This window comes from Streptomyces sp. NBC_01451, assembly GCF_036227485.1.
Classification (GTDB): domain Bacteria; phylum Actinomycetota; class Actinomycetes; order Streptomycetales; family Streptomycetaceae; genus Streptomyces.
The window spans coordinates 8325355-8352013 of record NZ_CP109479.1 but is presented as its reverse complement, the minus strand read 5'-3'; the positions used below and the strand labels follow the sequence as shown (position 1 = coordinate 8352013).

At 69.9% G+C, this 26659-nt stretch carries 29 protein-coding genes and 1 pseudogene; 16 read left to right on the top strand and 14 right to left on the bottom strand.

Annotated elements, in window-relative coordinates; all coding sequences use genetic code 11:
- Positions 1–100: 100 nt before the first annotated feature.
- Positions 101–215, top strand: a pseudogene (locus OG595_RS36740) (DUF742 domain-containing protein); the annotation flags it as partial.
- Positions 202–813 (top strand): GTP-binding protein, encoded by a 612-nt coding sequence (locus OG595_RS36735; RefSeq protein WP_329279731.1) that lies wholly within the window; start codon positions 202–204, stop codon positions 811–813. The pseudogene OG595_RS36740 and the gene OG595_RS36735, both read left to right, overlap by 14 nt.
- Here the strand turns inward: OG595_RS36735 and OG595_RS36730 are convergent.
- Positions 794–2317, bottom strand: coding sequence for a M81 family metallopeptidase (locus OG595_RS36730; protein WP_329279729.1), 1524 nt, complete (start codon positions 2315–2317; stop codon positions 794–796). The two genes, OG595_RS36735 and OG595_RS36730, sit on opposite strands and share 20 nt — an antisense overlap.
- Positions 2318–2374: 57 nt before the next feature.
- Positions 2375–3571, bottom strand: coding sequence for an ROK family transcriptional regulator (locus tag OG595_RS36725; RefSeq protein ID WP_329279728.1), 1197 nt, complete (start codon positions 3569–3571; stop codon positions 2375–2377).
- A gap of 182 nt (positions 3572–3753) precedes the next feature.
- Here OG595_RS36725 and OG595_RS36720 point away from each other — a divergent pair, with 182 nt between their 5' ends.
- Genes OG595_RS36720 through OG595_RS36700 form a run of 5 tightly spaced genes read left to right on the top strand, consistent with a single transcriptional unit; the run spans position 3754 to position 10038 of the window.
- Positions 3754–5511, top strand: coding sequence for a peptide ABC transporter substrate-binding protein (locus tag OG595_RS36720; RefSeq protein WP_329279726.1), 1758 nt, complete (start codon positions 3754–3756; stop codon positions 5509–5511).
- A 3-nt stretch (positions 5512–5514) separates the two neighbouring features.
- Positions 5515–6474, top strand: a complete 960-nt coding sequence (locus tag OG595_RS36715; RefSeq protein WP_329279724.1) for an ABC transporter permease — start codon at positions 5515–5517, stop codon at positions 6472–6474.
- The gene (locus OG595_RS36710; protein WP_280874655.1) at positions 6471–7352 is read left to right on the top strand and encodes an ABC transporter permease; all 882 of its coding nucleotides are present in this window, start codon (positions 6471–6473) and stop codon (positions 7350–7352) included. Before OG595_RS36715 ends, OG595_RS36710 begins: the two co-directional genes overlap by 4 nt.
- Complete coding sequence (locus OG595_RS36705; protein WP_329279719.1) at positions 7349–9091, top strand: ABC transporter ATP-binding protein; 1743 nt, start codon at positions 7349–7351, stop codon at positions 9089–9091. Before OG595_RS36710 ends, OG595_RS36705 begins: the two co-directional genes overlap by 4 nt.
- A complete protein-coding gene (locus OG595_RS36700; protein ID WP_329279717.1) occupies positions 9088–10038 on the top strand; it encodes an ROK family protein in 951 nt (316 codons plus the stop codon). Before OG595_RS36705 ends, OG595_RS36700 begins: the two co-directional genes overlap by 4 nt.
- Before the next feature lie 270 nt (positions 10039–10308).
- Here OG595_RS36700 and OG595_RS36695 read toward each other — a convergent pair whose 3' ends face one another.
- Positions 10309–10863 (bottom strand): nucleotidyl transferase AbiEii/AbiGii toxin family protein, encoded by a 555-nt coding sequence (locus tag OG595_RS36695; RefSeq protein WP_329279715.1) that lies wholly within the window; start codon positions 10861–10863, stop codon positions 10309–10311.
- Between the two features lie 248 nt (positions 10864–11111).
- On the opposite strand from OG595_RS36695, the gene OG595_RS36690 reads away from it, so the two are divergent.
- The 3 genes from OG595_RS36690 (at position 11112) to OG595_RS36680 (ending at position 12308) form a co-directional block, all read left to right on the top strand.
- Positions 11112–11897 carry an IS481 family transposase gene (locus OG595_RS36690; RefSeq protein WP_329279714.1) on the top strand — a complete coding sequence of 262 codons (786 nt, stop codon included), beginning with the start codon at positions 11112–11114 and terminating at the stop codon, positions 11895–11897.
- Positions 11894–12019 (top strand): UDP pyrophosphate phosphatase, encoded by a 126-nt coding sequence (locus OG595_RS36685; protein ID WP_329279712.1) that lies wholly within the window; start codon positions 11894–11896, stop codon positions 12017–12019. The genes OG595_RS36690 and OG595_RS36685 overlap by 4 nt, the downstream gene beginning before the upstream one ends.
- A 109-nt stretch (positions 12020–12128) precedes the next feature.
- Positions 12129–12308: a hypothetical protein gene (locus OG595_RS36680; protein ID WP_329279710.1), complete on the top strand. Its 180-nt coding sequence runs from the start codon at positions 12129–12131 to the stop codon at positions 12306–12308.
- Positions 12309–12442: 134 nt separating this feature from the next.
- On the opposite strand, the gene OG595_RS36675 is transcribed toward OG595_RS36680, so the two are convergent.
- Both OG595_RS36675 and OG595_RS36670 read right to left on the bottom strand, forming a co-directional pair.
- Positions 12443–13186 carry an SDR family NAD(P)-dependent oxidoreductase gene (locus OG595_RS36675; RefSeq protein ID WP_329279709.1) on the bottom strand — a complete coding sequence of 248 codons (744 nt, stop codon included), beginning with the start codon at positions 13184–13186 and terminating at the stop codon, positions 12443–12445.
- 77 nt (positions 13187–13263) lie between these two features.
- Positions 13264–13896 carry a DUF4291 domain-containing protein gene (locus OG595_RS36670; RefSeq protein WP_329279707.1) on the bottom strand — a complete coding sequence of 211 codons (633 nt, stop codon included), beginning with the start codon at positions 13894–13896 and terminating at the stop codon, positions 13264–13266.
- Positions 13897–13986: 90 nt separating this feature from the next.
- Here OG595_RS36670 and OG595_RS36665 point away from each other — a divergent pair, with 90 nt between their 5' ends.
- Together OG595_RS36665 and lnt are read left to right on the top strand one after the other, a co-directional pair.
- A complete protein-coding gene (locus OG595_RS36665; RefSeq protein ID WP_329279705.1) occupies positions 13987–14478 on the top strand; it encodes a nuclear transport factor 2 family protein in 492 nt (163 codons plus the stop codon).
- A 177-nt stretch (positions 14479–14655) separates the two neighbouring features.
- On the top strand, positions 14656–16230 hold the full coding sequence (gene lnt / locus OG595_RS36660; protein WP_329279703.1) for an apolipoprotein N-acyltransferase: 1575 nt from the start codon (positions 14656–14658) through the stop codon (positions 16228–16230).
- On the opposite strand, the gene OG595_RS36655 is transcribed toward lnt, so the two are convergent.
- Positions 16148–17059, bottom strand: a complete 912-nt coding sequence (locus tag OG595_RS36655; protein ID WP_329279701.1) for a Gfo/Idh/MocA family protein — start codon at positions 17057–17059, stop codon at positions 16148–16150. The genes lnt and OG595_RS36655 overlap by 83 nt on opposite strands.
- A gap of 127 nt (positions 17060–17186) precedes the next feature.
- On the opposite strand from OG595_RS36655, the gene OG595_RS36650 reads away from it, so the two are divergent.
- Both OG595_RS36650 and OG595_RS36645 read left to right on the top strand, forming a co-directional pair.
- Positions 17187–17705, top strand: a complete 519-nt coding sequence (locus tag OG595_RS36650; protein WP_329279699.1) for a DinB family protein — start codon at positions 17187–17189, stop codon at positions 17703–17705.
- 151 nt (positions 17706–17856) lie between these two features.
- Positions 17857–18357, top strand: coding sequence for a hypothetical protein (locus OG595_RS36645; RefSeq protein ID WP_329279697.1), 501 nt, complete (start codon positions 17857–17859; stop codon positions 18355–18357).
- 162 nt (positions 18358–18519) lie between these two features.
- Here OG595_RS36645 and OG595_RS36640 read toward each other — a convergent pair whose 3' ends face one another.
- The 7 genes from OG595_RS36640 to OG595_RS36610 all read right to left on the bottom strand — a co-directional run bounded on the left by OG595_RS36640 (position 18520) and on the right by OG595_RS36610 (position 24847).
- The gene (locus tag OG595_RS36640) at positions 18520–19059 is read right to left on the bottom strand and encodes a hypothetical protein (RefSeq protein ID WP_329279694.1); all 540 of its coding nucleotides are present in this window, start codon (positions 19057–19059) and stop codon (positions 18520–18522) included.
- A gap of 184 nt (positions 19060–19243) precedes the next feature.
- The gene (gene ung, locus OG595_RS36635; protein ID WP_329279692.1) at positions 19244–19927 is read right to left on the bottom strand and encodes a uracil-DNA glycosylase; all 684 of its coding nucleotides are present in this window, start codon (positions 19925–19927) and stop codon (positions 19244–19246) included.
- A gap of 139 nt (positions 19928–20066) precedes the next feature.
- On the bottom strand, positions 20067–21647 hold the full coding sequence (locus OG595_RS36630; RefSeq protein ID WP_329279691.1) for an ABC transporter substrate-binding protein: 1581 nt from the start codon (positions 21645–21647) through the stop codon (positions 20067–20069).
- Between the two features lie 361 nt (positions 21648–22008).
- Positions 22009–22767 carry an SDR family oxidoreductase gene (locus OG595_RS36625; RefSeq protein WP_329279689.1) on the bottom strand — a complete coding sequence of 253 codons (759 nt, stop codon included), beginning with the start codon at positions 22765–22767 and terminating at the stop codon, positions 22009–22011.
- Between the two features lie 17 nt (positions 22768–22784).
- Complete coding sequence (gene fabG, locus OG595_RS36620) at positions 22785–23546, bottom strand: 3-oxoacyl-ACP reductase FabG (RefSeq protein ID WP_329279687.1); 762 nt, start codon at positions 23544–23546, stop codon at positions 22785–22787.
- 138 nt (positions 23547–23684) lie between these two features.
- Positions 23685–24068 carry a DUF3037 domain-containing protein gene (locus tag OG595_RS36615; protein WP_164319892.1) on the bottom strand — a complete coding sequence of 128 codons (384 nt, stop codon included), beginning with the start codon at positions 24066–24068 and terminating at the stop codon, positions 23685–23687.
- A complete protein-coding gene (locus OG595_RS36610; protein WP_329279684.1) occupies positions 24065–24847 on the bottom strand; it encodes a HipA family kinase in 783 nt (260 codons plus the stop codon). The genes OG595_RS36615 and OG595_RS36610 overlap by 4 nt, the downstream gene beginning before the upstream one ends.
- Positions 24848–24961: 114 nt before the next feature.
- Here OG595_RS36610 and OG595_RS36605 point away from each other — a divergent pair, with 114 nt between their 5' ends.
- Positions 24962–25399, top strand: coding sequence for a Rieske (2Fe-2S) protein (locus OG595_RS36605; RefSeq protein WP_329279682.1), 438 nt, complete (start codon positions 24962–24964; stop codon positions 25397–25399).
- Between the two features lie 9 nt (positions 25400–25408).
- On the opposite strand, the gene OG595_RS36600 is transcribed toward OG595_RS36605, so the two are convergent.
- Complete coding sequence (locus tag OG595_RS36600; RefSeq protein WP_329279680.1) at positions 25409–26059, bottom strand: cysteine hydrolase; 651 nt, start codon at positions 26057–26059, stop codon at positions 25409–25411.
- A 114-nt stretch (positions 26060–26173) separates the two neighbouring features.
- On the opposite strand from OG595_RS36600, the gene OG595_RS36595 reads away from it, so the two are divergent.
- Positions 26174–26641: a pyridoxamine 5'-phosphate oxidase family protein gene (locus OG595_RS36595; RefSeq protein WP_329279678.1), complete on the top strand. Its 468-nt coding sequence runs from the start codon at positions 26174–26176 to the stop codon at positions 26639–26641.
- Positions 26642–26659 lie beyond the last annotated feature (18 nt).

The window sequence follows — 26659 nt, the reverse complement described above, 5'->3', positions numbered from 1 at the left end:
GTGAGCCGGGCGAGCTTGACCTCACCGCCCATCGAGAGATCCTGATCGGCCTCGGCGTCCCCGAAGACCGGATCCATCTCGACCGCGGACCGACCGGCACCTCTGCGACCTGCTGGAGGGGGGCTGGATCGCCGCCCGCCCGCCGTATCCCGTACCCCGTACCCCGGACATGGACCTGCTGCAGAAAGTTGAGGGACGGCCTTGGCCGACTCTGACGCCACCACCAGGACGGCACCCGACACGGTCAAGATCCTGATCGCCGGGGGATTCGGCGTCGGCAGGACCACCATGGTCGGCGCAGTCAGCTGGATCGTCCCGCTGCGCACCGAGGAACCGCTGACCTCCGCGGGCATGCACGTCGACGATCTCGACGGTATCGAGGAGAAGGCGGCCACCACGGTGGCGATGGACTTCGGCCGCATCACCATCAGCCAGGAACTGGTCCTGTACCTGTTCGGCACCCCGGGCCAGCAGCGCTTCTGGTTCATGTGGAACGGCCTGGCCATCGGTGCGCTCGGCGCGGTCGTCCTGATCGACGTCCGCCGTCCGGAGTCCGGCTTCGCCGCCATCGACTTCTTCGAACGCCGGGGCATCCCCTTCGTCGTCGGTGCCAACGGCTTCCACGGCGGCCGGCCCTACCCGGCCGGGGAGATCCGCGACTCCCTGGCCCTGCCGGACCATGTGAAGGTGCTGCTGTGCGACGCGCGTGAACGCGGTTCGTGCCGGGACGTGTTGATCGCGCAGATTGACCGGTTGATCGCCACCGAGTCGGGGTCGGACGGGAACGGCCGGCTCACTCGTCAGGGCCCGTGAGGGGTTCGTCGGACGGGGCGATGATCCGCGCCGTGAGGTCGGGCTCGTGCATCTCCGGGTCGAACGGGAACATCGGGCGGCGGATGCGGTGGTGGCCCAGGCGGGTCAGGTCCTGGTCGACGCCGCCCGGGGTGAGGGCCATCTTCCAGTCGGCGGCCATCGCGAAGAGCTCGGGCTCCAGGTAGCCGATCTTGACGACGACCAGATCGGCCTGACGGGGGCTCAGGTCAAGGTCGGTGAAGTCGTGTTCGTGGTGGAACGGCTTGCGCAGCCGGGTCAGGACCACGTGCACGCTGCCGACCTTCAGCACGACCTCCGTCCCTGCGTCCCGGTCGCCGTGCCGGATCGCGTGCACCACACCGGTGAGGGTGAGGGGTCCTGCGTGGCGGTCGTCGACCTCCGCGCCCGCGGTGACGGTGACCGTCGCCCCGACACCGGCCCGCTCGGCCGCGTCGACGGCGGCGGGGCCGGGCAGCGAGGCGTAGATCGCGACCGGGCCGGTGTCGTCCTTGAACTCCGGGCGGGACAGCAGGTGGTGGAGGCCCCACGTCACGTCTCCCGCGCCGCCCGCCGTGGGGTTGTCGCCCGTGTCGCTGACGAAGTAGGGGCGGGCGGCGGAGGCGAGGGCCGCGTCGAGACACTCGTCCAGGGTGCCGGTGGGGGCGACGAACGCGAAGTCGTGGCGTGCCTCCCAGAAGCCGCGGGCCAGGCGTTCGGCGCCCGCCGCGACGGTCGCCTCGTCCGGCCCGGTGACCACGACGGCCGCCCGGTTGCGCGCCTCGTCGGCCCAGGCGTAGCCGACCCAGATCGCCGCGTCCGTCACACCGTCGGCCGCCTCCACCTCGTCGACGGCCGCGTACACGCTCCTCGCGGGCTCGATCCGGGTCGAGGTCTGCTCGCCGGCCAACAGGACCGGCACCGGCACCCAGGCCTTGACCGGCCGGGGCGCGCCGCTCGTCAGGAGGTCGACGAGGTTACGGGCGGCGCGTTCCTTGGTGTCCATGGCGTCCTCGTGCGGGGCCATGCGGTAGCAGGTGATCAGGTCGCTGCCGTGGACGAGTTCGCGCGAGACGTTGCCGTGCAGGTCCATGGAGGTGGAGACGATGACGTCCGGGCCGATCACCTGACGTACACGAGCGAGGAGTTCGGCCTCGGCGTCGTCCACGCCCTCGACGGTCATCGCGCCGTGGATGTCGTACCAGAGGCCGTCGATCGGCCCCAACTCCCGCAGCCGGTCGAGGAGTTCGGCGGTCAGGTCGGCGTACGCCGACGCCGTCACCGTGCCGCCGGGAAGTGCCTTGCCGACCAGGGCGCCACGCCACTCGGCTGCGGTGCGCAGCTCGGTGCCCGGGTCCAGGAAGGGGTAGCGTGCGAGGACGTCCTGGCCGCGCCGCGGGTGGAAGGCGGGGGCCTCGGTGCGGGCGGGCGAGAAGGTCGACGACTCGATGCCGAGTCCGGCGATCGCGATCACGGGTCGGGGGACGGAGCTGCGGGGCTGCGGCATGGCCTCTCCGGGCTGTGCGATGGGCTGCGTGATGGGCTGCGTGATGGGCTGCGTGCGTCAGGGTTTCTGGTGGCCGATGACCCTCTGCAGGGCCTGCGCCAGGGCGCGTTGGAGCGCGAACTGCCCCGCGCCGACCAGGCCCGCGTCAGCGCCGAGGCTGGCCCGCTCGATCACCAGGTGCTCGGTCACCAACGGATGGCAGCCCTCGTAGAGCTGGCTGCGGACGGCGGCGACGAACGGCTCCAGGGTGGACAGGATGCCGCCGAGATACACGGCGTCGGGGTTGAAGAAGTTGACGTTGGCGGCGAGCACCTGGCCGAGGTAGCGGCCGGCCTGGCGGACCGCACGGGTCGCCTCGGGATCGGCGTCGGAGGCGAGGCGGACGACGTCCTCGGTGGAGGTGACCGGCAGGCCCCGCTCGCGCAGGATGCGGACCAGGGCCGCGCCCGAGGCGACCGTCTCCAGGCAGCCGGTGTTCCCGCAGGAGCAGGGGATGTCCTGGGCGGCCTCGACCCGGACGTGCGTGATCTCACCGGCCGCGCCGGTGGCGCCCCGGTAGAGGCGGCCGTCGGCGATGACGCCGGCGCCGATCGCGGTGCCCGTCTTGACCATGATCGACTGACGGCGGCCGACGGGCTGGACGGTGTGCTCGCCGACAGCCATGCAGTTGGCGTCGTTCTCGATGGCCGCGGGGACGCCGAAGCGGTCCTCCAGCCAGGCGCGCACGGGGAAGCGGTTCCAGCCGGGCATCCGGGACGGGAGCGTGACGACGCCCTGCTCGACGTCGACCGGGCCCGGCAGGGAGAGGCCGACGCCCCTCAGCAGCGGACGCCCGTGCTTGTCGGCGAGCGCCTCCAGCGTCTCGGCCAGGCCCGGCAGCGCCGCCTCCGGGCCGTCCGCCGTCGGGAACGGCACGGTGGAGACGTCGGTGAGCCCGCCGCCGGGCAGCACCACGCCCACGTGCGCGTGCCGGCCCCCGAGTTCGGCGGCCACCGCGAAGCCGTCGCTGCCGCCGAGCCGCAGCACCTTGCGCGGCCGTCCGCCGGCGGAGGCCACCGTGCCCTCCTCGGCGACCAGCCCGTGGTCGAGCAGCTGGCCCACCGTGAACGAGATCGTCGAGGGCGCGGAGCCGAGCAGCCCGGCCAGTTCCGTGCGGGTCGCCGCCTGTCCGGAGGCGAGGAGTTCGAGGACGCGCTCGGCCAGTGAGGAGAAGCCCGCTGCGTGACGCCGGGGCGGATGGCTTTTTTCGACCATGGGCGAAGTAATTTCCAATCTCGACGGCCAGGGCGTCGAGAGTAAGCCTCACGGGCACCCTGCGGAGTTTTTTCAGAACAGCAGTAACAGGCTTTTTACGGCAGCACGCCTGTTTCTTCGTCCCCACGAGTCGTTCACTGGGCTCACTTCGCCCTTCAGTCCTCTTGCCTTCGAGGAGAGCCATGTCCCCTGCTCGCACGAGACTCCTCACCGGAGCCGCCCTCAGCGCGGGCACACTGCTGCTCGCGGGCTGTTCCGGGTCCAGCGGTACGTCGTCCTCCGGGTCCCACGACTCGATCAACTACGCGCTGCCGGCCAATTTCACGCCGAACTGGATCCTGCCGATCGGTACGGCCGCGCACCTCAACACCAACAACATCTCCATCGCGAACACGCTGTGGGAACCGCTCATCGCCTACGACGGCTCCACCGGCACCATCGGCTGGAACAAGAAGGGCTCGGTGGCCACGGCCGCCGACTTCGCGGCCGACAACAAGAGCGTCACCATCACGCTGGGCGACCGGCACTGGAGCGACGGCGAGCCGATCACCTCCGCCGACGTGAAGTTCTGGTTCGACCTCATCAAGGCCAACAGGTCCGAGTGGGCGGGCTACAACCCGGGCAAGGCGCCGGACAACTGGACGTCCTTCAAGACCGTGGACGCCCGCCACTTCACGATCACCTTCGACAAGGCCTACAACCCGCAGTGGATGCTGGCCAACGAGCTGAGCGCCATCAACCCGCTCCCCCAGCACGTCTGGGACAAGCCCGGGGACGCCAAGCAGGACTGGACGTACCTGAACAACGCGGCGAAGAACATAGGCGGTTACGCCTCCAACGCCCTGTGGAAGACGACCAGCGGCCCCTACGACATCAAGTCCTTCTCGACGGCCGGCAAGGTCGTGCTCACCGCCAACAAGAAGTACGACGGCGGCGAGAAGCCCGGCATCCCCACGGTGAACCTGCTCCCCTTCACCACGGCGGACGCCGAGAAGAACGCGCTGCGGTCGGGGACCGTGGACTACGGCTACATCGAGGCGACCGACCTCGACCAGAAGGACAGCTTCACCGCCCAGGGCTACGAGGTGAAGCCGTGGTCCGGCTGGGCGATCACGTACATGCCGTACAACTTCAACAACCCGTCGATGGGCGCGGTGTTCAAGCAGCTGTACGCCCGTCAGGCCGTTCAGCGCTCCATCGACCAGACCACGTTGGCGAAAGTCGTCTTCAACGGCACGGCGGTGCCCGGCTACGGGCCGATCCCACAGGCCCAGACGTCCGACTTCGTGTCACCGACACAGAAGGCCAACCCGTACCCGTTCTCGACCTCGGCCGCCAAGTCCCTGCTGACCGGCCACGGTTGGACCGAGCAGGGCGGGGTCATGACCTGCTCCAGCGCGGGAACGAGCGCGTCGCAGTGCGGTGAAGGGGTGGCCAAGGGAACGAAGTTCCAGATGCAGGTGCTGTCGCAGTCGGGTTCGACGGTGACCGACAACATGATGAGCGCGATCCAGTCCTCGCTCGCGAAGACCGGCATCAAGTTCTCCATCAAGACCGCGCCCGTCAACTCGGTGCTGTCGCAGACCCCGCAGTGCACGGCGAGCCAGTCGATCTGCAAGTGGCAGCTGTCCTTCTTCGGCACGATGGGCAGCTGGTACTTCAACGCCTTCCCGACCGGTGACTCGCTCTTCCAGACCAAGGGCGGCTCGAACTTCGGCAACTACTCCAACACGGCGGTGGACCAGCTCATCTCCGCGTCCACGACGTCGAGTTCGAACCAGGCTGTCCAGGAGTACAGCGCGGCCCTCGCCAAGGATCTGCCGGTGATCTGGCTGCCGGAGCCCGACTACCAGATCTCGGTGATGAAGAAGGGCCTGGGCGGCTTCTCGCAGGACTCGCTCGCCAACTTCCACCCGGCGCAGTGGAAGTGGACCAGCTGAGTCATGGAGACTCTTCTCTACCTGGCCCGGCGGGTGCTCCAGTCCCTCGTGGTGATCCTCATCGTCACGGTCGTTGTCTTCTGCCTGCTGCACGCGCTGCCCGGGGGTCCCGCACGCGGGATCCTCGGGCCGCAGGCGACGGCCCAGCAGATCGCGTCGTTCAACCACGAACAGGAGCTGGACCGGTCGTTGCCCGTCCAGTACGTCCACTATCTCGGCACCCTGCTGCACGGTGACCTCGGCACGTCGTACACGCTCAACGAGGCGGTCTCCAAGCTGATCGAGCAACGGCTGCCGAAGACACTGGTGTTGACCGTGCTGTCCGCGCTGGCCGGGCTGCTTCTCGCGATTCCGCTCGGCATGTGGCAGGCGGTGCGGCGCAACAAGCCGGCCGACTACGTGATCACGACCTTGAGCTTCGTCGCGTACTCGACGCCCGTGTACTTCCTGGGGCTGATCCTGGTGCTCGTCTTCACACAGACCCTGCACTGGTTTCCCTCCCAGGCGCCCCAAGGGGACACGCTGGCCGACGTGTTCGCGGATCCGGTGGGGCTCGTACTGCCGGTCGTGACGGGCGCCGCGTCCATGGTGGCCGTCTTCAGCCGGTACATGCGGGCCTCGACGCTCGAGAACCTCTCCGAGGACTACGTCCGCACGGCACGGGCCGGTGGGGCGCGACAGGGGGCGATCCTCTTCCGGCATGTGTTCCGCAACTCGCTGACGCCGGTGATCGCGATGCTCGGGTACTACGTGCCGGTGCTGTTCGGTGGGGCGCTGGTCGTGGAGCAGCTCTTCAACTACCCCGGGATGGGGCTGCTGTTCTGGAGTGCGGCGCAGTCCTCCGACTATCCGGTGCTGCTGGGGTGCGTGCTGGTCATCTCCGTGGCGACGGTGGTGGGGACGTTGCTCGCGGACGTCGTCCAACGGATCGTCGATCCCCGAGTGAAGGCGGGCCCGGCATGACGGCCGTACTGCAGACCACGCCCACGGCGGAGCCGGTGGCCAACTACCGCCTGTCGCTGCGACGGTTCACGCGCAACAAGCTGGCCGTGGCCGGACTCGCCGTGGTCGTCCTCTTCCTTCTGTTCTGTTTCGTGGGCCCGCTCCTGTACTCCACCGACCAGACTCATACGGACCTCACGCAGGTCAACCTCGGTCCGGGCGGCTCCCATTGGCTCGGCACCGACGCAGTGGGCCACGACGAGCTCGGGCGGTTGATGTACGGCGGCAAGGTCTCGATGCTCGTCGGGCTGGCGGCCGGAGTCCTGGCCACCGTTATCGGCACGCTGTGGGGCGCCACGGCCGGGTACGCCGGCGGTTGGCTGGACGCGGTGATGATGCGGATCGTGGATGCCGGGATCGCCATCCCCGCGCTGTTCATCCTGCTGGTCGTCTCCGCCATCACGACCCCGGACACACTCGGCCTGATCATCGTGCTCGGGCTGGTGTCCTGGCTGGTGCCGTCGCGGCTCGTGCGGGCGGAGACGCTCACGCTCAAGAGCCGGGACTACGTGCTGACGCTGCGCGCGACCGGCGGCACCCACGGTCGGGCCATCCGGCGGCACATCCTGCCGAACTCGGTGTCGACGATCGTCGTCGCGGCCACCTTCCAGGTCGCCGACGCGATCCTGCTCGTCGCGTACGTGTCGTATCTCGGCCTGGGGGTCCAGCCGCCGAAGACCGACTGGGGCGGCATGCTGTCCGCCGGGCTGACGGCGGCGTACTCCGGGCGCTGGTGGCTGATCGTTCCGCCGGGTCTCGCGATCATCCTCGTCGTGTGCGCGTTCAACGCGATCGGCGACGGGCTGCGCGACGCCTTCGACGTGAGGGGCCGAGGGTGACGGAAACAGAGGGGACGAAGGTGGCGAACATCCTGGAGGTCGAGGATCTCGGGGTGACCTTCGGCACCGACACAGGTGACGTGCACGCCGTGCGTGAGGTGTCGTTGTACGTCCGGCCCGGCGAGACGCTGGCGCTGGTCGGCGAGTCCGGGTCCGGGAAGTCGACGGTGGCGCTCGCGGCGATGGGGCTGCTGCCGTCCAACGCCCGTGCGTCGGGGCGGATTTCCATCGACGGCACACAGGTCGTCGGGGCCGGTGAGGCCGAACTCTCCCGGCTGCGCGGCCGCACCGCGTCGATGGTGTTCCAGGAGCCGGCCACCGCGCTCGATCCGCTGACCCGGGTCGGTGCGCAGATCGCCGAGGTCGTACGCAATCACCGGCCCGTCTCCCGTGCCGCGGCCGCACGTGAAGCCGTCGAACTCCTGCGCAGGGTCGGCATTCCCGAGCCGGAGCGGCGGGCGTCGGCGTTTCCGTTCCAGCTGTCGGGCGGGCAGCGACAGCGGGTCGTCATCGCGATGGCGATCGCCAACTCACCGGGTCTGCTGATCGCGGACGAGCCGACGACCGCCCTCGACGTCACCGTGCAGGCCGAGATCCTGGATCTGCTCAGGGCGTTGGCGGCCGACTCCGGCACCGGCGTGCTGCTGGTGACGCACAACATGGGCGTGGTCGCCGACTTCGCCGACCGGGTCGCGGTGATGCTGAACGGTGAGGTCGTTGAGAGCGGGTCCGTGGAGCAGGTGCTGTTGCACCCCGAACACGACTACACGCAGCGATTGTTGGAGGCCGTTCCTCGGCTGACCGTTCAGGCGCCGGTGGTGAAGGCATCGGCCGAGGAGGCATCGGTGGTGGCGGACGTACCGCAGGAAGTGGCGGGTGAGCCAGGGGACGCGAAGGGAGGACCGCCGGCCCCGGAGGGGGATGCCGTGGTCGAACTCCGGGGCGTCTCCGTGCGGTTCGGGCGTGGACCGGGTGCCGTGCAGGCGCTTCAGGAGGTGTCGCTCACGGTGCGGCCCGGGGAGACGGTCGGACTGGTGGGCGAGTCGGGGTCCGGCAAGTCGACGGCGGCGAGGGTGGCGTTGGGCCTCGTCGCGCCGACCGGTGGCACCGTGTCCTTGTTCGGGCGGGAGCTCGGCCGGACCCGGGGCCGTGCGCGCCGGGCCCTGCTGTCCGGGGTCGGCGTGGTGCTCCAGGATCCGGTGGCCTCGCTGGATGCCCGGATGAGTGTCGGGGAGTGCGTGGCCGAGCCGTTGCGGATGCATCGCCGGGGCCTGTCGGCGGCCGAGCGGCGGGCGCTGGTCGCGGAGGTGCTGGAACGGGTGCGGCTGCCGAGGGAGTTGGCGCGGCGCGGGCCCCGTGAGCTGTCCGGCGGTCAGCGGCAGCGGGTCAGTCTCGCGCGGGCACTCGTCCTGGAACCGCGGCTGCTGGTCGCGGACGAGCCGACGAGTGCGCTGGACGTGAGTGTGCAGCGGACCGTGCTTGAAGTGATCGCGGAGTTGCAGGGCGAACTCGGGTTCGCGTGTCTGTTCGTGTCGCACGACCTCGCGGTGGTCCAGCAGTTCGCACAGCGGGTCGTCGTCATGCGGGCCGGACAGGTCGAGGAACAGGGGCCGACCATGACCACACTGCTGCGTCCGGAGACGGAGTACACACGCCGGCTCATCGCGGCCGTGCCCGTGCCGGACCCGGTCGTGCAGCGCCGCCGCCGGGAAACCCTGCGTACGGGGGTCACCGCGTGACGCGCTCTCCCGAGGTGGTCGCGGGCGTCGACATCGGCGGCACAACCACCCAAGTGGTGCTGTGCGCCGAGGACCTCGGCATCGGCGACCGCCTGGAGGTGCCCACCCCCGCGGACCGGGGCGGGACGGCGATGGTCGGCACCGCGCTGGAAGCCGTACGACAGTTGCTCGGGCGAACTCCCGGGCGGCTGCTCGGGGTCGGGGTCGGGGCGGCCGGGCTGGTGGACGTGCGGGCCGGGCGGATTCTGGTGGCCAGCGACTCCTTCCGGAACTGGGCCGGGTTCGAGGTGACGGCGACGGTCGAACGGGCACTGGGCGTACCGGCGTTCCTCGACAACGACGTCAACGCGTTCCTGCGCGGGGAGGCGGCGGCCGGTGCGGTCGCGGGTGAACCGTATGTGCTCGGCATGACGTTGGGCACCGGGGTCGGCGGGGCGCTGTGGCTGGAAGACGCCCTTTACGACGGTCCGCACGGGGCGGCCGGCGAGATCGGGCACGTGCCCGGCTTCGGTGACCTGCCGTGCACCTGCGGTGGGCGCGGCCATCTGGAGACACTGGCGTCGGGCCGCTCGATCGCCGCCCGGTACCGCGAGCGCACCGGCCGTGACCTGACAGCCCACGAGGTCGCCGACGCGGCGGCCCGGAGCGAGGCGGACGCGGTCGCCGTCTACGAGGCGGCGGGTGCGGGCGTGGCCCGGGCGCTGCTGATCACGGCGGGGCTGCTGGACGTCACGACCTGCGTGATCGGCGGGGGTGTCAGCCGGTCGTGGGCGCTGCTGGAGCCCGCCGTACGCCGGACGCTGACCGCCGAGCCGCCCGTCAGCGGACGTCCCCTGCACGTGCTGCCCGCGGCTCTCGGCGGGGACGCGGTGGCGGTCGGTGCGGCGGCCCGGGCGTGGGCGGAGCTGGGTGCGGTCGGGGCGGCGCGGGAGCGGGCGGGGGCATAGGCATCGCACGGCGTGCTCACAGATGAGCGGCTGAATCCACGATGAACGGCTCGACGAGAAATGACCCAGTCGGTCGTGTTGACCTGAGCGCCAGGGTGAGTACGGCTTGGACGTGCTTCTTTCCCTCGGCGCGTTTGCGGTCGTAGAACTTCCGCGAGTTCGGGTCGCGTCGGGCGCTGACCAGCGCGGAGGTATGAGGATCTCGGCAGCCCAGGCGCGCAGCCGTCGGCGCATGTCCTCCACCTGGCCGCCATTGATGCCGTATGCCTCCTACTCCCGGTCCGGCCAACGGTCGCCCGCCCTCAGCGCTTGGGCGAAGTAACGCGGATCGAACCCGGCGTCGTGCTCCAACGCCAACTCCAGCAGTTGCCCACCCGAGTACCGTCCGGAGGCGAGCGCGGCATGCACATCGAGGTAATCCCGTGGCGCCGCCCGTCCGAAGAGGGTGGTCACTTTGTTGGCCACGGCGTCATCGGCATGCAGGATTGGACCGATCTCCAACACGGCAGGCGGGTGAGCCCTCCAGTCGCACCCGAGCTCCACCTTCGCCGTGCGCCCCTGTCCATCAGCAACCGCGAACCGGGCGAACACTCCACCGGACTTCTCCACCTCAACGGTGAGGCCCGCCGCCCGGTAGGCCTCAGCCACCGCATCGACGGCCTCGGAGTAGGCCATCGGGTCAGCGATGTCCGTGAACAGGTCGACGTCGTCCGACAGCCGTTCCAGGAACCCACGCGCATGGAACGGCGTACCCGCCGGCCACTGTCCGCCCGTGACGTCATCGACGCCTGTGCGGAGGGCACCCGCCAGGAGCTCGCCCGCCACAGGCTCACCCCCTACCGATTGCACCAGTTGAGAGCCCCGGTGCCACGCCTGTCCCTGGACGTACGGCGCGGAAAGCGGCGCTACCCGCTCGACCTGGACCGGCTGCCGCCCGCCCAGGGGATCGCCCCACTGCGCCTGCCGAAAAACTCATCCGTCCTGGTGAGGGCTAGTGTAAGGGTGGTGTCGAGCGCGGGCGCTCGGGCGGGTGCTCTGGGCACCTGGTGAGTGCCCCGGCAGGATGATCTGCCGTGCTGCTGCGACTTGCCTACCTGTGTGTGGCGAACGTGTTCGCCCTGCTGCGCCTGCACGGTGAACTGCTCGTCCTCGGCGTGAAAGTGGCGGCGTCCACGGTCTGGGAGATCCTCATGGACGCCGGCATCCCGCCGACAGCCGAGCTGACGTCCAGTACCTGGGAGGACTCCTTGCGTTCCCAGGCCGATGCCCTGCCGGCAGGTGACTTCTTCGAGACCATCACTCTGTCCAGGACGCGGCTGTACGTGTTCACGGTGATCGGGGACGCCGGCCGGCGCACCCGGATCCTGGGCGCGACGACGCACCCGACCGCCTCCTGGGCGGCACAGTCCGCCAGGAACCTCGTCATTGACCTCGAGGACACCGGCTGCGAGGCCCGCTACGTGATCCGGGACCGGCACGGGAAGTTCCCCGAACTGTTCGACACGATCCTCGCCGATCCGGGGATCGAGGTCGTGCTCAGCGGCATCCGGATCCCCCGCATGAACTCCGTCATCGAGAGATGGGTGCAGACCTGCCGCCGTGAACTGCTGGACCGCACCCTGATCTGGAACCAGCACCATCTCCTGCACGCACTGCGGGAGTTCGAGCAGTTCAACAACGCGCACCGGCCGTACCAGGGCATCGCGAACACCTGCCCGCTGCACCCGCTCCCCGAACCGATCACCGATCACCGATCCGGACGAGATCGTCCGCCTCGACATACATCGAACCGACCGACTCGACGGCCTCCTTCACGAGTACCAGCATGCTGCGCGACCAGACCGGACGAGGGCTTATGAAGTTCATCTCGACCAAGTCGTTCATGCCGTTCGTCTACTACCGCATCGCCCTCGGCATCGTCATCATCGCCCTGGTGGCGACGGGCGCCCTGAGCCCGCACGCGGCGGAGTCCTCCGGCTGACCCCCGGACCACGCCCACGACGGAAGATCATCCGAGGGTGACCAACCACATACCGTACGAGTAGCCACCTGGTAGCGCAGTGTCAGTCCTTGCGCCTACGCTGGTGCGCATGTCCCCCGATTCCCTGGCCCCTGGTTCCGTGCGGTCTGCTGCTGCGTTGAACGAGCAGATCCGCGCGCTCTGGCTCCGCTCGGGCGGATCCCTCTCGGCCCAGGAGCGGGAGGAGTACGAGCTGTTGGTGGTCAAGTGGGCCGCGGCGATACGGGGCGAGATCATCGAGGCCGCCTGACCGCGAGACGGACACCAGGAGAGCGGGGCGCACGTCCCCTCCCCGCACCACTGACTCACACGTCTGACCCACGACCACACACCCTCTCCCCTCCGGCCTCCCGCCTCCCGCCTCCCGCCTCCCGCCACGCTGCGTCACCGCCCGCCGGACACCCGCAGCACCGCGCCCGTCGTGTACGAGGCCTCCGCGGACATCAACCAGGCGACGGCTGACGCGACTTCGCCGGGCAGCCCCGGCCTGCGGAGCGGAATCGTCGGGGCCATGCGTTCCGCCCGGTCCGGGTCGCCCATCGTCGCGTGCATCTCGGTGTCGATGACGCCCGGCGCCACCGCGTTGACGCGGACGCCGTCCGGACCGAGTTCCTTCGCCAGGCCCATGGTCAGCGCGTCGAGCGCCGCCTTGGTCGCCGCGTAGTGCACGTAGTCGCCCGGGCCGCCGAGGGTGGCAGCCGCCGAGGACACGTTCACGATCACGCCGGAACCCCGAGCCGTCATGGAACGCGCGGCCCGGCGCGAACACAGCAGCGTGCCCAGCAGATTGACGTCCACCACGCGACGCAGATCCACGGGATCCGCGTCGGCGAGCCTGCCCAACGGCCCGGTGACACCGGCGTTGTTCACCAGTCCCGTGACCGGCCCGAGCAGCTCCTCCACCGTGTCGAACAGCCGGTCCACGTCCGCCTCGACCGAGGTGTCGACCCGGACGGTCACACACCGCGCTCCGGCCTCCCGCACCCCCGCCGCGACCGACTCGGCGGCCCGCACGTCCCGCACGTACCCCACCGCGACGTCATGCCCGTCCGCCGCGAGCCGCAGACAGACCGCGGCACCGATCCCCCGACCACCACCCGTGACCACCGTGACCGACGACCCGCTCATGGTCGTACCTCCGTCTCCCACTGCTCCACACCCGACGGTCCGCCTCTCCCGCCCCTCTTCCGCCTCATCCACACCTTCTACGGTCGCAGGTGCGCGAGTACGTCCTCGTCGAGCGGGTACGGCCGCTCCACCGGCAACAGGCCGGCCGCGCGGCCCAGTTCACCCGCCCGGACGAGGCCGTGAACCTCGGCGGCGAGCGGCGTCACGTCCTCGATCCCGACGATCCACTCATCGGCGTACCGATCCGCCGCCTCCCCCGAGAGCCCGAGCTGCAAGGACCGGTAGGGCAACGGACCGAGCCGCAGATCGCGCTCCGGGTCCCACTGCACCCGCGCCACCGCCCGCCTCAACTGCCGCTTCCAGGCAACCTGGTCCTCGTGCAGCCCGGATACGTAGTGCGACAGACACGCGTTCCGCAGCGCCCAGAGGAATCCCTCCCGGCTGATCTCGACGGCCAGCACGGTCTCCTGCCCTTCCTTCGTGCCCCATCCGCAGCGGTACATCATCCAGGTGAAGGAGGGCTTGATCCATGTCATACGGCCTCTCTTCCACACCGCCGGAAACCGGCCGTCGCGTGCCGCCGGGAGCCCGATCCGCGGATCGTAGGCCTGATAGACGGTCAGAGTGGAGGCCGTATGAAGGGCGCGTACGCGGAACCTGGGTTCCTGGTCGTGGGAGACCTCGGGCAGATCGGCTCTCTGATCATTCACGCGACCAGCCTGGGAGTAGGACACGCCCGTCGGCCACCGAATATCCGCGCTTCCCTTGGCTGTGCCCCTCCCGTGCCCAACACTGAGCCGATGACGCAGCGTGTGGAGCTCGCGACCGTGCTGGACCGGCTCTCCCTCGACGGACTCGTCACCGCGTACGCGGTGGCCGTGGACGACGGCGACTGGGAGGCGTACCTGGAACTGTTCGCGCCGGACGGGCGGGCGGACTACCGCTCGGCGGGCGGCATCGAGGGGGACGCCCGGCAGGTCGCCGAGTGGCTCAGGCAGAACATGGAACTGTTTCCGATGCGGCAGCATCTGATCGTCAACCGCCGGGTCGGTTTCGGTCTCCTGGAGCAGGACACCGGCGACACGGCCCTCGTCCAGGCGGACTACGTCAACCCCATGCGCCTCGCGGACGGTGCCGGTGAAGGCGGGTCCACCGAACCCGACTTCGTGTGCGGCGGCCGGTACACCTTCGGTCTGATCCGCACGGAGGACGGCTGGCGGTTGCGCGAGGTGGTCGTACAGGAGAAGTGGCGACGCATGCCCGGCCACCGCCCGAGACAGGCCATCGACTGACCGCCGGTCCCCGCCCGCGGACCAGCCGCCGTACGCCGTACGAGGAATCCGCCGGGCCTGGCCGGAGTCCTGCTGGTCCGAGATCGTCCCCACCACGCACACTGGACCCACGTAAGGGTTGACCGACTGGGTAGTCGACCTGGTGATCCTGGGAAACCGACTGGTAGGAGGCGCCGTATGAAACTGCCCGGCCACTGGCTCGCCTCCCCGTGGCGGCGTTCCGTCGTCGCCGCGCTGGCCGGTGCCCTGCCGATGTTCGCCTTCCCCGCACCGGCCCTGTGGTGGTTCGCGTACGTCGCGCTCGTGCCCTGGATCCTGCTCGTCCGGTCCGCGCCGACCGGCAGACGGGCGGCGTACGACGGCTGGTTCGGTGGCCTCGGGTTCATGCTGGCCGTGCATCACTGGCTGCTGCCGAGCCTGCATGTGTTCACTGTCGTCATCGCCGCGCTGCTGGGCGCGCTCTGGGCGCCGTGGGGTGTCCTCGTACGCCGCTTCCTGGGAGGCAGCCCCTCCGCCGGCCGGATCACCGCCGGACTCGTCGTGCTGCCCTCGGGGTGGCTCATGGTCGAGTTGGTGCGCTCCTGGCAGGGGCTGGGCGGGCCCTGGGGCATGATCGGATCCAGCCAGTGGCAGGTGGCGCCGGCGCTGCGGCTGGCCTCGGTCGGCGGAGTGTGGCTGCTCAGCTTCCTGGTGGTGACCGTGAACGTCGCGGTCACCGTCCTGGTCGCGGTGCGCGCGTCCCGGGTCCCGGCCGTGGCCGGGCTCGTCGCGACCGCCGCCGTGACCTCCGCGGCCTGGGTGTGGTCACCGCGTCCGGAGGCGGACGGCCGGGTGCGGATCGCCGTCGTGCAGCCGGGCGTCGTCGACGGCGCCGACAGCCCCACGAAACGGTTCGCGCTGGAGGAGTCGCTCACCCGCCGGCTGGCCGGCCAGGACGTGGATCTGGTCGTCTGGGGCGAGAGCAGTGTCGGCTACGACCTCGCCGACCGCCCCGACCTGGCGAAGAGACTTGCCGCCCTCTCGCGCACGACCGGGACCGACATCCTCGTCAACGTCGACGCCAGGCGCTCCGACCGGCCCGGCATCTACAAGAGTTCGGTGCTCGTCGGCCCGGACGGCCCCACCGGTGACCGGTACGACAAGATGCGGCTGGTGCCCTTCGGTGAGTACATTCCGGCGCGTTCACTGCTGGGCTGGGCCACCTCGGTCGGCAAGGCCGCAGGCGAGGACCGCAAACGCGGCACCGAGCAGGTGGTGATGAACGTCGGGCACGGACTGCGCGTCGGCCCCATGGTCTGCTTCGAGTCCGCGTTCCCGGACATGAGCCGTCATCTCGCCCAGGACGGCGCCCAGGTACTGATCGCCCAGTCGTCGACCTCGTCGTTCCAGCACAGCTGGGCCCCCGAGCAGCACGCCTCGATCGCGGCCCTGCGAGCCGCCGAGACCGGCCGTCCCATGGTCCACGCCACACTGACCGGCGTCTCCGCCGTCTACGGCCCGAGCGGCGAGCGCGTCGGCTCCTGGCTCGGCACCGGTGCGAGCACCTCGGCGGTGTACGACGTACCGCTGGCCCGGGGTGTGACGGCGTACGTCCGCTTCGGCGACTGGACGGTGCACTCGGCCGTGCTCGTCATCGTCGTGCTGGGTGCCGTCGAGGGCCTGGGCCTGCTCAGGCGGCGCCGGTCCGCTCCTCCACCGCCCGTACCACCCGCTCGCACAGCTCATGGGTCGCCAGTGCGTCCCGGGCGCTGAGCACCTTGCCCGCGCGCACCGCGTCGAGGAAGGCGAGCACCGCCTGTTCGATGCCGCGCTGCCTCGCCACCGGCACCCAGTCGCCGCGCCGCCGTACGGTCGGCTGCCCCTTGTGGTCGATCACCTCGGCGAGGTTGATCACCTGACGCTTGGTGTCCTGCCCGGACACTTCGAGGATCTCCTCTGCGGAGCCGCTGAGCCGGTTCATCACCCCGAGCGCGGTGAAACCGTCCCCGGCGAGCTGGAGCACCACGTGGTGCAGAAGCCCGTCCACCGTGCGGGCGCGCACCGTCACGTCCTCGACCGGGCCCGGCACGAGGAAGCGGAGTGTGTCCACGACATGGATGAAGTCGTCGAGGATCATCGCGCGAGGCTCCTCGGGCAGCCCGATGCGGTTCTTCTGCATCAGGATCAGCTCGCGCGGGTGGTCGGCGCACTGGGTGTACCCGGGCGCGAAACGCCGGTTGAACCCGACGGCGAGCGAGACCCCGCGCTCCTCCGCCAGCCCCACCAGCCGCTCCGACTCGGCGAGTTCGTACGCCAGCGGCTTGTCCACATACGTCGGTACGCCCGCCTCCAGCAACCTGGCCACGATCTCCGGGTGCACGACGGTGGGCGCGTGCACGAACGCCGCGTCGAGACCCTGGTCGATCAGCTCGTCGAGGCCGGTGTGACGCTGCCCGGCCGGCAGGCGGAGGCCGTCGGCGACCCGGGCGAGTGTGGCGGGCGTCCGCGTGTGCAGATGCAGTTCGACGCCGGGCCGCGCGCCCAGTACCGGCAGATACGCCTTCTGCGCGATGTCACCGAGTCCGATGCAGCCGACCTTCACGGGGTCTCCTTCAGCGGTTGCCTGCCGGGGTCATGCCGGAAGCATAGGGCCGCCGAAGGTCTCGGCGGCCGGCCGGGCCCGCGGAAAACACGTGGTGGGGGCGGTCCCGGTGAGCGACCATGCCTCCATGACGACTCAGAGGCCGCGCAGTGAACCCGCCCAGAACGCCGACGAGCGCACCATGCTGGAGGGATGGCTGGACTACCACCGGCAGACCCTGGCGTGGAAGTGCGAGGGGCTGACCGACGCCCAGCTCAGGACCGCCTCGGTGGAACCGGCCGAGCTCTCCCTGCTGGGGCTCGTGCGGCACATGGCGGAAGTGGAGCGGAACTGGTTCCGCAAAGTACTGGTGGACGACGATCCGGGGCCGATCTACTACACCGAGGAGGACCGGGACGGCGAGTTCCATCTCACCGAGGCGGACACCTGGGACGAGGCGTACGGAACCTGGCAGGCCGAGATCGGGATCGCCCGGCACAACGCCGCCGGCTTCGGTCTCGACGACCTCTCCAAGGGCCGCAGCAGGCACAGCGACGAGCCGTTCAACCTGCGCTGGATCTACACGCACATGATCGAGGAGTACGCCCGCCACAACGGCCACGCCGACCTGATCCGCGAACGGCTCGACGGAACGACCGGCGACTGAGCCACGTCGGCGGAGGGTCGCGCGTCGGGGCGCCGACATCGTCAGCCGGGGCCCTCCCCCGCCCTCCGTAAGGGGCCGGAGATCACCCGTGTGGGGCATCCTCCGCTTGTCCGCGGCTGCGAAACCGGCCGGAACCAGCAGAGTTGCGCGGGTGCATCGAACGACGACCACCGCAACTCTTCTGGTCACCGTGGCTGTCACGGCCCTCTCCGGCTGCGTCACGGTCCAGCACCCGACCGCTCCCGGCCCGCTCCCGGCACCGGTCCAGCCGTCGGCGCCCCGTCCGGAAGGCCGGGCGGAACCGCAGATCGTGCAGGCGCCCGCCCGGGAGGCGTTGGAGCTCATCGGCCCCGACCGCGGGCCGGCCCAGGCCCCGCGGACCCCGCAGTCCGACGGTGAGCCGCACCGCCCGGCCGGAGCGGCTCCCGCGGCCCCACCGGCCGCCGCTCCGGCACCTCCGCCCCGCCGGACCAAGCCGAAGAAGCGCCCGCCGAAGCCGGAGCGCCGCCACACCCAGCCCCGCGTCGAACTACCCGAGGTGTCCCGCCCGGTTCACGAGAACACGGACGTGTGCGCCCTCGGCAGGAAGTACGGCGGCTGGGGGAAGGACAGCCCCCAGACGGTCATCTGCAAGGAGGCGTACGGGCATTGAGCGACAGAGGCCGCGGTCCACAGTCCGGACTGCGGCCTCAGGAGATCAGCGGAGATCAGCCTGCGTCGGGCCGATGCGGGACAAGGGCCACCGTGCGCCGACCTGCACGAGCCCCCCACAAAGACCTCCAGGAATTTCCAGGATCCCCCAGGCCCCGGCCCCCTAGGGCCGCTGTCTCGGTGGCCCCCAGGAATCCCCTCCCGGTCCCCCGGAGGAGTCCCCCTCCCCCAGCCGCAGTTCCAGTCGCCCGATGGCCGCCCTGACCCCGTCGCCGTAGCTGTCGTCGCCCAGGGCGTCGGCCGCGTCCCGGGCGCGACGGATGTGGGTGCGGGCGGCGTCGGGACGGTCCAGCTTGACGTAGTCGGCGGCGAGGTTCAGGTGCAGCGAGGGGTACAGGGCCCGCACCGCGAGCGCCCCCTCGTGCTGGACGACCTCCGCGACCCGCTCGTCCGACAGTTCCTGTGCCGCCGACAACGCCCTCAGGTCCCACGCCAGTTCGTCCGAGGGGTCGTCCTGCGTGTCGGCCATGTAGTGCGCCAGCGTGCAGCGGTGCAGCGGGTCGCCGGCCACGCCGATCTCCGCCCACAGCCCCAGGAAGCGCCCCCGCGCCTCCTCGCGGTCACCGCCGTGATGCAACATGACGGCCTGTCCGATCCGGGTCATCATGGCATCCGGTGCCACCTGTTCCTGACGCTCCGTCACCGCGCCCTCCGCCCTCGTCCGCTGTGCCCGCTGTCCCGCCCGACGCTAACCGCAGGCACTGACAATCCCGGTCAGGCCAGCCGGTACGGCACCGGACCGGCCCTGTGACCGGCGCGGGACGGCCCGGTGACGCGGCGCACCGCTCCCTGGTCGGCCCGGGCCGGGAATCAGTGCGGGCCGAGGCTCAGCCCAGGTCGGGAATCGTCCAGTCGACCGGCTCGTGCCCCTGTGCGGCCACCGCCTCGTTGATCTGTGTGAACGGGCGCGAGCCGAAGAACTTCTTCGCCGACAGCGGCGACGGGTGCGCCCCCTTGACCACCACGTGCCGCTCCTCGTCGATCAGCGGGAGCTTCTTCTGTGCGTAGTTGCCCCACAGGACGAAGACCGCCGGGTCGGGACGGTCGGCCACCGACCGGATCACGGCGTCCGTGAACCTCTCCCAGCCCTTGCCCTTGTGCGAGTTGGCCTCGCCGGAGCGGACCGTGAGCACCGCGTTGAGGAGCAGCACACCCTGTTCGGCCCACGGCATCAGATAGCCGTTGTCGGGGACGGGCGTACCCAGCTCCTCCTTCATCTCCTTGTAGATGTTGCGGAGCGAGGGCGGGGTCTTCACCCCGGGGCGGACCGAGAAGCACAGGCCGTGGCCCTGCCCCTCGCCGTGGTAGGGGTCCTGGCCGAGGATCAGGACCTTCACCTTGTCGTACGGCGTGGCCTCAAGGGCGGCGAACACCTCTTCGCGCGGAGGATAGACAGGACCTTTCGCCCGCTCCTCCTCGACGAACTCGGTCAGCTCCTTGAAGTAGGGCTGCTGCAGCTCGTCACCCAGGACGCCGCGCCAGGACTCGGGCAGCATGGCGATGTCGGTCACGTGAACTTCCTCCGATGTGCGGTGTGTTCCACTCACCGAAGAACCTACCGGCGCCCACTGACAACGGGTCACCGACAACGGATCCCGGGGCTCCCGGCGCCTTCCGCGCGCCTGCCGGGAGCGCCGTTCGCGGGCTCCGCTACCAGCTGGTCTTCCAGTACAGCTCCCACATCACCATCATGGTCGCCGGGTCGATGGACACCTCGGTGCCGCCGATGTCCTCGTTCGCCGCCACATGCTGCTTGCCCTGCCACAGGGGCAGCAGCCGGGCGTCGTCCAGGAGGATCTGCTGAGCCTCCTTGAACTCCTCGCCGACGGCCCCGCGGTCGCTCTCCCGGCGGGACTCGGGCAGCAGCTCACCGGTGATCTGGGGCGACGTGTACGGCGTACCGAGCGCGTTCTGCTCACCCACGAAGGGGGCGATGAAGTTGTCGGCGTCGGGGAAGTCGGGGAACCAGCCGCGGCCGAACACCGGGTACTCGCCCTTCTGGTAGCCCTCCACGTACGTCTTCCAGGGGCGGCTCTGGAGCGTGACGGTGAACAGGCCGGAGGAGTCCAGCTGCCGCTTCAGTTCCTCGAAGGCCGGCTTGGTCTGGGAGCCGTAGCGGTCGCTCGTGTACCAGAGGGTGAGCGGGACCCGCTCGGTGATGCCGTCCTCAAGGAGGATCTTCCTGGCCTTGGAGGAACTGGGATTGCCGAAGTTGTCGAAGAAGCCCGTGGTGTGGCCGACCAGACCCTTGGGGATCATGGAGTACAGCGGCTCGACGGTGTCCTTGTAGATGTTGTGGGCGAGCGCCTGACGGTCGACGACCTGGGCGATCGCCTTGCGGACCGACAGCTTGTTGGACCACGGGTCCTTGGGGTTGAACACCAGGTAACTGATCTCGGTGGTGGCGTTCTCGATGAGCTGGAGGCCCTCCTCCTTCTCGTTGTCCTCGATGTCGACGACGTCGGCGGCGCTGAGACCGCGGTAGACGACGTCGATGGACTTGTCCCGGAGGGCGTTCGCCACCGCCGACGAGTTCTGGAAGTAGCGGATGGTGACCGCGTCGTTCTGGAGGTCCGCGATGCCCTTGTAGTTGCTGTTCCTGACGAGTACGGCCCTGTCGCCCTCCTTGTAGGACTCCAGGGTGTACGGCCCCGAGCCGTTCACCTTGCCGTCCTGGCGGAGGGACTTCGCGGGGTACTCCTCGGGGTCCACGATCGACATGGCGGGCGTGGAGAGCACGAAGGGGAAGGTCGCGTCGGCCTGGTTCAGGTGGAAGACGATTCCGCGGTCGCCCTTCACCTCGATCCGGTCGAGGCTGGTCAGCAGACCGGCGGGGCCGCCGTTGACGTTGATCGTCCTGATCCGGTCGATGGAGTACTTGACGGCCTTCGCGTCCAGTTCGTGTCCGTCCGAGAACTTCAGGCCCTCGCGCAGCTCGCAGCTGTACACCGTGCTCGAACTGTCGGTGAACTCGCAGCTCTTGGCGGCGTCGGGCTTGGGCTCGGACTCGCCCGTGTCGAAGTTGAGCAGGGTCTGGTGGACGTTGCGGAAGAGCTCCCACGAGTTGTCCCAGGAGGCAGCCGGATCCAGTGTGCTGGGTTCACTGGTCGTCCCCACCACGATCGGCTTCCCGTCGTTGGAGGAGTCGGAGGAGAAGACTCCGCATCCGGCGACCATGGATATGGACGCGGCTGTCGCCAGCTGCCGCAGGCCCCGGTTCCGGTTGAACACGTGCACGCTCCTCGATCTGCCATACCAAGCCAACGGTCGGCAGACCATACCGCAGTGCCCCACCGGGCGGTCCAGCTTCGCGGGAGGCCCGTTGATCAGCACGTATCGGACAGCACCGTCATCGGACTGTGTGACCTCGGACGTCGACACAGGAGCTTTTTCTGTCAGCCTGGGGCGCATGGGTTTGCGCCGGTCGACATGGAGACTTTCCGCCGCTCATCTTCCGGTGGATGTCGGAGTAGACATCAAATTCGCCGACATAGGGAGACGCGGGACAGGGTTCGGGAAAGCCGCGAGGCGGGGCGGGCGCCCCCTCATCGGGTGCCGCCCGCCCCGCCTCGCGCACAGGGTTCCCCGTACGTCAGCTGTTGCCGGCCTTGAGGAAGATGCCGCCGTCGACCACGAGCGTCTGGCCGGTGATCCAGTCGGCCTGGGCCGAGGTCAGGAAAGCGGCGGCGCCCCCGATGTCGGCGGGCACGCCGAGCCGGCCGAGCGGATAGGCGGCTGCGGCCTCCGCTTCCCGGCCCTCGTAGAGCGCCTGCGCGAACTTCGTCTTCACGACGGCCGGCGCGATCGAGTTGACCCGCACCAGGGGCGCGTACTCGTGCGCAAGTTGCAGCGTCAGGTTGTCCATCGCGGCCTTGCTGACGCCGTAGGCGCCGATGAACGGCGAGGCCGAGAGGCCGGCGACGGACGTGATGTTGACGATCGCGCCGCCGTTCTCCTTCTGCCAGGCGTGCCAGGTCTTCTGGGCGAAGCCGAGCGCCGAGACGACGTTGGTCTCGAAGACCTTGCGCGCCACGTTGAGGTCGAGGTCGGCGATCGGCCCGAACACCGGGTTCGTACCGGCGTTGTTGACCAGGAAGTCGACGCGCCCGAACGCCTCCAGGGTGCGTTCGACGGCGACGGCCTGGTGGGCCTCGTCGTGGGCCTTGCCCGCCACGCCGATGACCCGGTCGGCGCCGAGTGTCTCGACGGCTTCCTTGAGCGCGTCCTCGTTGCGTCCGGTGATGCACACCCGGTCACCGCGCGCGAGCAGCGCCTCGGCGATGCCGTAGCCGATGCCCCGGCTGGCGCCGGTGATGAGGGCGACCTTGCCCGAGAGTTCCACTGTCGTCATGTTCCTGTTCCCCGGTCCTAGTCGAGCGGTCCGCCGGCGACGTACAGCACCTGGCCGGAGACGAATCCGGCGGCCTCGCCCGTGAAGAAGGCGATCGCGTTGGAGATGTCGTCCGGGTTGCCCACGCGCTGCACGGGGATCTGGGTCGCGGCGGCGGCCTTGAAGTCCTCGAAGCCCATGCCGACGCGCTCGGCGGTGGCGGCGGTCATGTCGGTGGCGATGAAGCCGGGGGCGACGGCGTTCGCGGTGACGCCGAACTTGCCGAGTTCGAGGGCGAGGGTCTTGGTGAAGCCCTGGAGACCGGCCTTGGCGGACGAGTAGTTCACCTGGCCGCGGTTGCCCTGGGCGGAGGACGAGGAGAGGTTGACGATCCGGCCGAACTTGGCGTCCACCATGTACTTCTGGCAGGCCCGCGACATCAGGAAGGCGCCGCGCAGGTGCACGTTCATGACCGTGTCCCAGTCGGAGACGCTCATCTTGAAGAGCAGGTTGTCGCGCAGGACGCCCGCGTTGTTGACGAGGATCGTGGGCCCACCCAGTTCCTCGGCGATGCGCGTGACAGCGGCCTCGACCTGGGCCTCGTCGGAGACGTCGCAGCCGACGGCGATCGCCCTGCCACCGGCGGCGGTGATCTTCTCGACGGTGTCCTTGCAGGCGGCCTCGTCGAGGTCGATCACCGCGACGGCGCGGCCCTCCGCCGCCAGTCGTACGGCGGTCGCGGCGCCGATGCCGCGCGCACCGCCCGTGACCACGGCGACCCGCTGCTCAGTGGTGGACATTGCTGGTTCTCCTCGCCCTTGAAAAGCCTGCGGCCCACGGTACGCCCTCAGGTGAGCGACCGCTTAGTACCTTCAGTACACGTGACGCTAGAAGTCCTGGCACCCGGTGTCAACGGCATGCGGTACCGGTGTGAGCCATTACCTGACCAGCAGGGCGAGCAGCCGCTCCGCCTCGGCTCCCGGATCGGCGGTGAGGCCCGTGTGCACGGGCCCCGGCTGGACCACCGTCGAGCGCGGCGCGATCAGCCAGCGAAAGCGCCGCCCGGCATCGTCCAACGCGGCCTGGCCTGCGGCTTTCCCGCCCGCGCAGACCCCTTCGACGGCACGCAGCGCGGCTCGCACACCGGCCACGTCGGCCTCGGGGTCCAGCGCCCGCAGCTTGCCCTCGTCCAGGTGGGTACGCGCCGCGACGAAGGACTTGGCGCGGCAGTACACCAGGACACCGGCGTTGAAGCACTCGCCGCGCTCGATCCGCGGTACGACCCGCAGCAGCGCGTACTCGAAGACGTCCCGCTCGCTCACTTCTCCCCCTCGACGCCCTGGATTCCCTCAGCGCCCTTGATGCGCTCATGGATGACGGCGGCGCGCGCGAGGAGCGGCTCCGCGTAGGCCCGCCGGAGCGCGTCCGGCGAGTCGAAGCCGGGCTCGTCCGCGAGCCACGCGTCGGGGATCTCGGCGGTCACCTCGGCGAGCAGTTCCCCGGTGACCAGCGGCGCCAGTTCGGCGGCGGCCGAGGCGATGTCCGGGCCGAACGGCGCGAGCGCGTGCTCGGAGACGTCGTACGGCTTGGCGGCGGAGGTCCGGGCGCCGGGCCAGTTGTGGTGCCAGATCATGGTGGCGCCATGATCGATGAGCCACAACTCACCGTGCCACATCAGCAGGTTGGGGTTGCGCCAGGACCGGTCGACGTTGTTGACGAGCGCGTCGAACCACACCACCCGCCCGGCCTCCTCGGCGCTCACGTCGAAGGCGAGGGGGTCGAAGCCGATCGCCCCCGACAGGAAGTCCATGCCGAGGTTGGTGCCGCCGCTCGACCGCAGCAGCCCCTGCACCTCCTGGTCGGACTCGCCGAGGCCCAGCACCGGGTCCAGGGCGACCGTCACCAGCCCCGGCACCCGCAGTCCCAGCCGTCGGGCCAGTTCACCGCAGACGACCTCGGCGACGAGCGTCTTGCGGCCCTGTCCCGCGCCGGTGAACTTCATGACGTACGCCGCGAGATCGTCGGCCTCGACGAGCCCCGGCAGCGAACCGCCCTCACGCAGGGGCGTGATGTAGCGGGTTGCGGTGACTTCCTTGAGCATCGCCCCAGGTTACTGGGGCGTTCGCGGCCGGATGCCCGTACCGCCTGAACGGCGCGCACGCAGGGTTCGTATCTTCGTACGGATCAGGAAACGCCTGCGGAAGGAAACGTCAGCATGAGCAGCGCCTCGCTTCAGCCCGTATCGGGACCGGCTCGTCGTACGGTCATGGCGGCGGCCGGCGCGGCGGGGCTCGCCGTCGCGCTGACCGCATGCGGTTCGGACGACGACACGTCGGACTCCGCCACCGAGCAGGGCGCCGCCGCCGGCACCGCCCTCGCGAAGACCTCGGACATCCCCGAGGGCGGCGGCAAGATCTTCAAGGAACAGGGTGTGGTGGTCACGCAGCCGACGGCGGGCACCTACAAGGCGTTCTCGTCGAAGTGCACGCACGCGGGCTGCGCTGTGACGGGCATCACCAACGGCGTCATCACCTGTCCGTGCCACAACAGCGAGTTCTCGGTCGCGGACGGCAGCGTGAAGAAGGGCCCGGCGACCGAGGCGCTGGCCGCCGAGTCGATCACCGTGTCCGGGGACTCGATCACGCTCGCCTGACCCCCGGCCTCACGCACGCCCGGTGCGGCGGGGCCGCTTGAGACAGCCCAGCACCTCGTCGGTGGTCGCGACCGTGGCGACCAGCGCGAGGGTGTTGCGGATCATCGCGGGGGTGTAGTCGGAAGGCACCCCCGCGATGGCGTCCCCGGGCACGACGACGGTGTATCCGCGGTTCACGGCGTCGAACACGGTGTTGGGAATCGCGACGTTGGCCGAGACCCCGGTGACGATCAGCGTGCGGCAGCCCAGGTTGCGCAGCAGGGCATCGACGTCGGTGCCCTGGATCGGCGACAGACCGTGCAGCCGCCGTACGACGAAGTCCTCGTCGGCGACCTCGATCGGCGGGGCGACGCGCACCGCGCTGGTGCCCGCGAGCTGCTGGACGGGGAGCCGTTCGGCGGCCCGGAACAGCCGGGCGTTACGGTTCGCGCCCCGTCCGTCCGGGCGGCGTTCGGCGATCGCGTGAACGACCTGGACACCGGTCTCGTGCGCGGCGACGACCAACCTGGCGACCTGGGCGAGCGCCCCCGACGACCGCGCCTCCCTGGCGAGTTCGGGCAGGGCACTGTCCGGTCCGACGACGCCCTGCTGGCACTCGACGGTGAGCAGGACCGTGGTCGCGGGGTCGAGGAGTTCGCTGAGCTGTTCGTACGACGGCATGGCGCTCCCTGGTCACGGACCGTACGGGTGGGCGGGCGAGACTAACGTCCGTCGCGTGCGGGCGGAAGGCAGCCCATATTCTTTTCTGACGTAAGAGAACAAAAGGGGGATCGCATGACCGCCACTCAGCGCCGAGGCCGGAAGATCATGATGACGCCGGGCGAGCTGGACGAGTTCCTGGCGACCCAGCGCACCTGCCGGGTCGCCACCGTGTCGGCCGGAGGCGCTCCGCATGTGAGCACACTGTGGTTCGCCTGGGACGGCACCTCGATGTGGCTGTACTCGGTGGTCCGCAGCAAGCGCTGGACCGACCTGCGCCGCGATCCGCGGGTCGCGATCGTCGTCGACACGGGCGAGGAGTACGACGAACTGCGCGGCGTCGAGCTGTCCGGCACCGTCGAGTTCGTCGGCGAGTCACCGCGCGTCGGAGAACTGCGCGCCGAACTGGACGTCCCGGAAACCCTGTTCGCCCGCAAGAACTTCCGCCTGGACGAGATGCCCCACGACGGCAGACACGCCTGGATTCGCCTCACCCCGGAGAAGACCGTCTCCTGGGACTTCCGCAAACTACCGGCCCAGTAACGGACCTTCTCCGACCCG

Bases quoted from the DNA above. Each gene is read 5' to 3' on its own strand.
- OG595_RS36605 (WP_329279682.1), top strand. From the start codon at position 24,962: ATGAGCAGCGCCTCGCTTCAGCCCGTATCGGGACCGGCTCGTCGTACG.
- OG595_RS36675 (WP_329279709.1), bottom strand. From the start codon at position 13,186: ATGAGCGGGTCGTCGGTCACGGTGGTCACGGGTGGTGGTCGGGGGATC.
- OG595_RS36710 (WP_280874655.1), top strand. From the start codon at position 6,471: ATGACGGCCGTACTGCAGACCACGCCCACGGCGGAGCCGGTGGCCAAC.
- OG595_RS36685 (WP_329279712.1), top strand. From the start codon at position 11,894: ATGAAGTTCATCTCGACCAAGTCGTTCATGCCGTTCGTCTACTACCGC.
- OG595_RS36680 (WP_329279710.1), top strand. From the start codon at position 12,129: ATGTCCCCCGATTCCCTGGCCCCTGGTTCCGTGCGGTCTGCTGCTGCG.
- OG595_RS36730 (WP_329279729.1), bottom strand. From the start codon at position 2,317: ATGCCGCAGCCCCGCAGCTCCGTCCCCCGACCCGTGATCGCGATCGCC.
- OG595_RS36725 (WP_329279728.1), bottom strand. From the start codon at position 3,571: ATGGTCGAAAAAAGCCATCCGCCCCGGCGTCACGCAGCGGGCTTCTCC.
- OG595_RS36600 (WP_329279680.1), bottom strand. From the start codon at position 26,059: ATGCCGTCGTACGAACAGCTCAGCGAACTCCTCGACCCCGCGACCACG.
- OG595_RS36595 (WP_329279678.1), top strand. From the start codon at position 26,174: ATGACCGCCACTCAGCGCCGAGGCCGGAAGATCATGATGACGCCGGGC.
- OG595_RS36715 (WP_329279724.1), top strand. From the start codon at position 5,515: ATGGAGACTCTTCTCTACCTGGCCCGGCGGGTGCTCCAGTCCCTCGTG.
- OG595_RS36650 (WP_329279699.1), top strand. From the start codon at position 17,187: ATGACGACTCAGAGGCCGCGCAGTGAACCCGCCCAGAACGCCGACGAG.
- fabG (WP_329279687.1), bottom strand. From the start codon at position 23,546: ATGTCCACCACTGAGCAGCGGGTCGCCGTGGTCACGGGCGGTGCGCGC.
- OG595_RS36625 (WP_329279689.1), bottom strand. From the start codon at position 22,767: ATGACGACAGTGGAACTCTCGGGCAAGGTCGCCCTCATCACCGGCGCC.
- OG595_RS36665 (WP_329279705.1), top strand. From the start codon at position 13,987: ATGACGCAGCGTGTGGAGCTCGCGACCGTGCTGGACCGGCTCTCCCTC.
- OG595_RS36720 (WP_329279726.1), top strand. From the start codon at position 3,754: ATGTCCCCTGCTCGCACGAGACTCCTCACCGGAGCCGCCCTCAGCGCG.
- lnt (WP_329279703.1), top strand. From the start codon at position 14,656: ATGAAACTGCCCGGCCACTGGCTCGCCTCCCCGTGGCGGCGTTCCGTC.
- OG595_RS36610 (WP_329279684.1), bottom strand. From the start codon at position 24,847: ATGCTCAAGGAAGTCACCGCAACCCGCTACATCACGCCCCTGCGTGAG.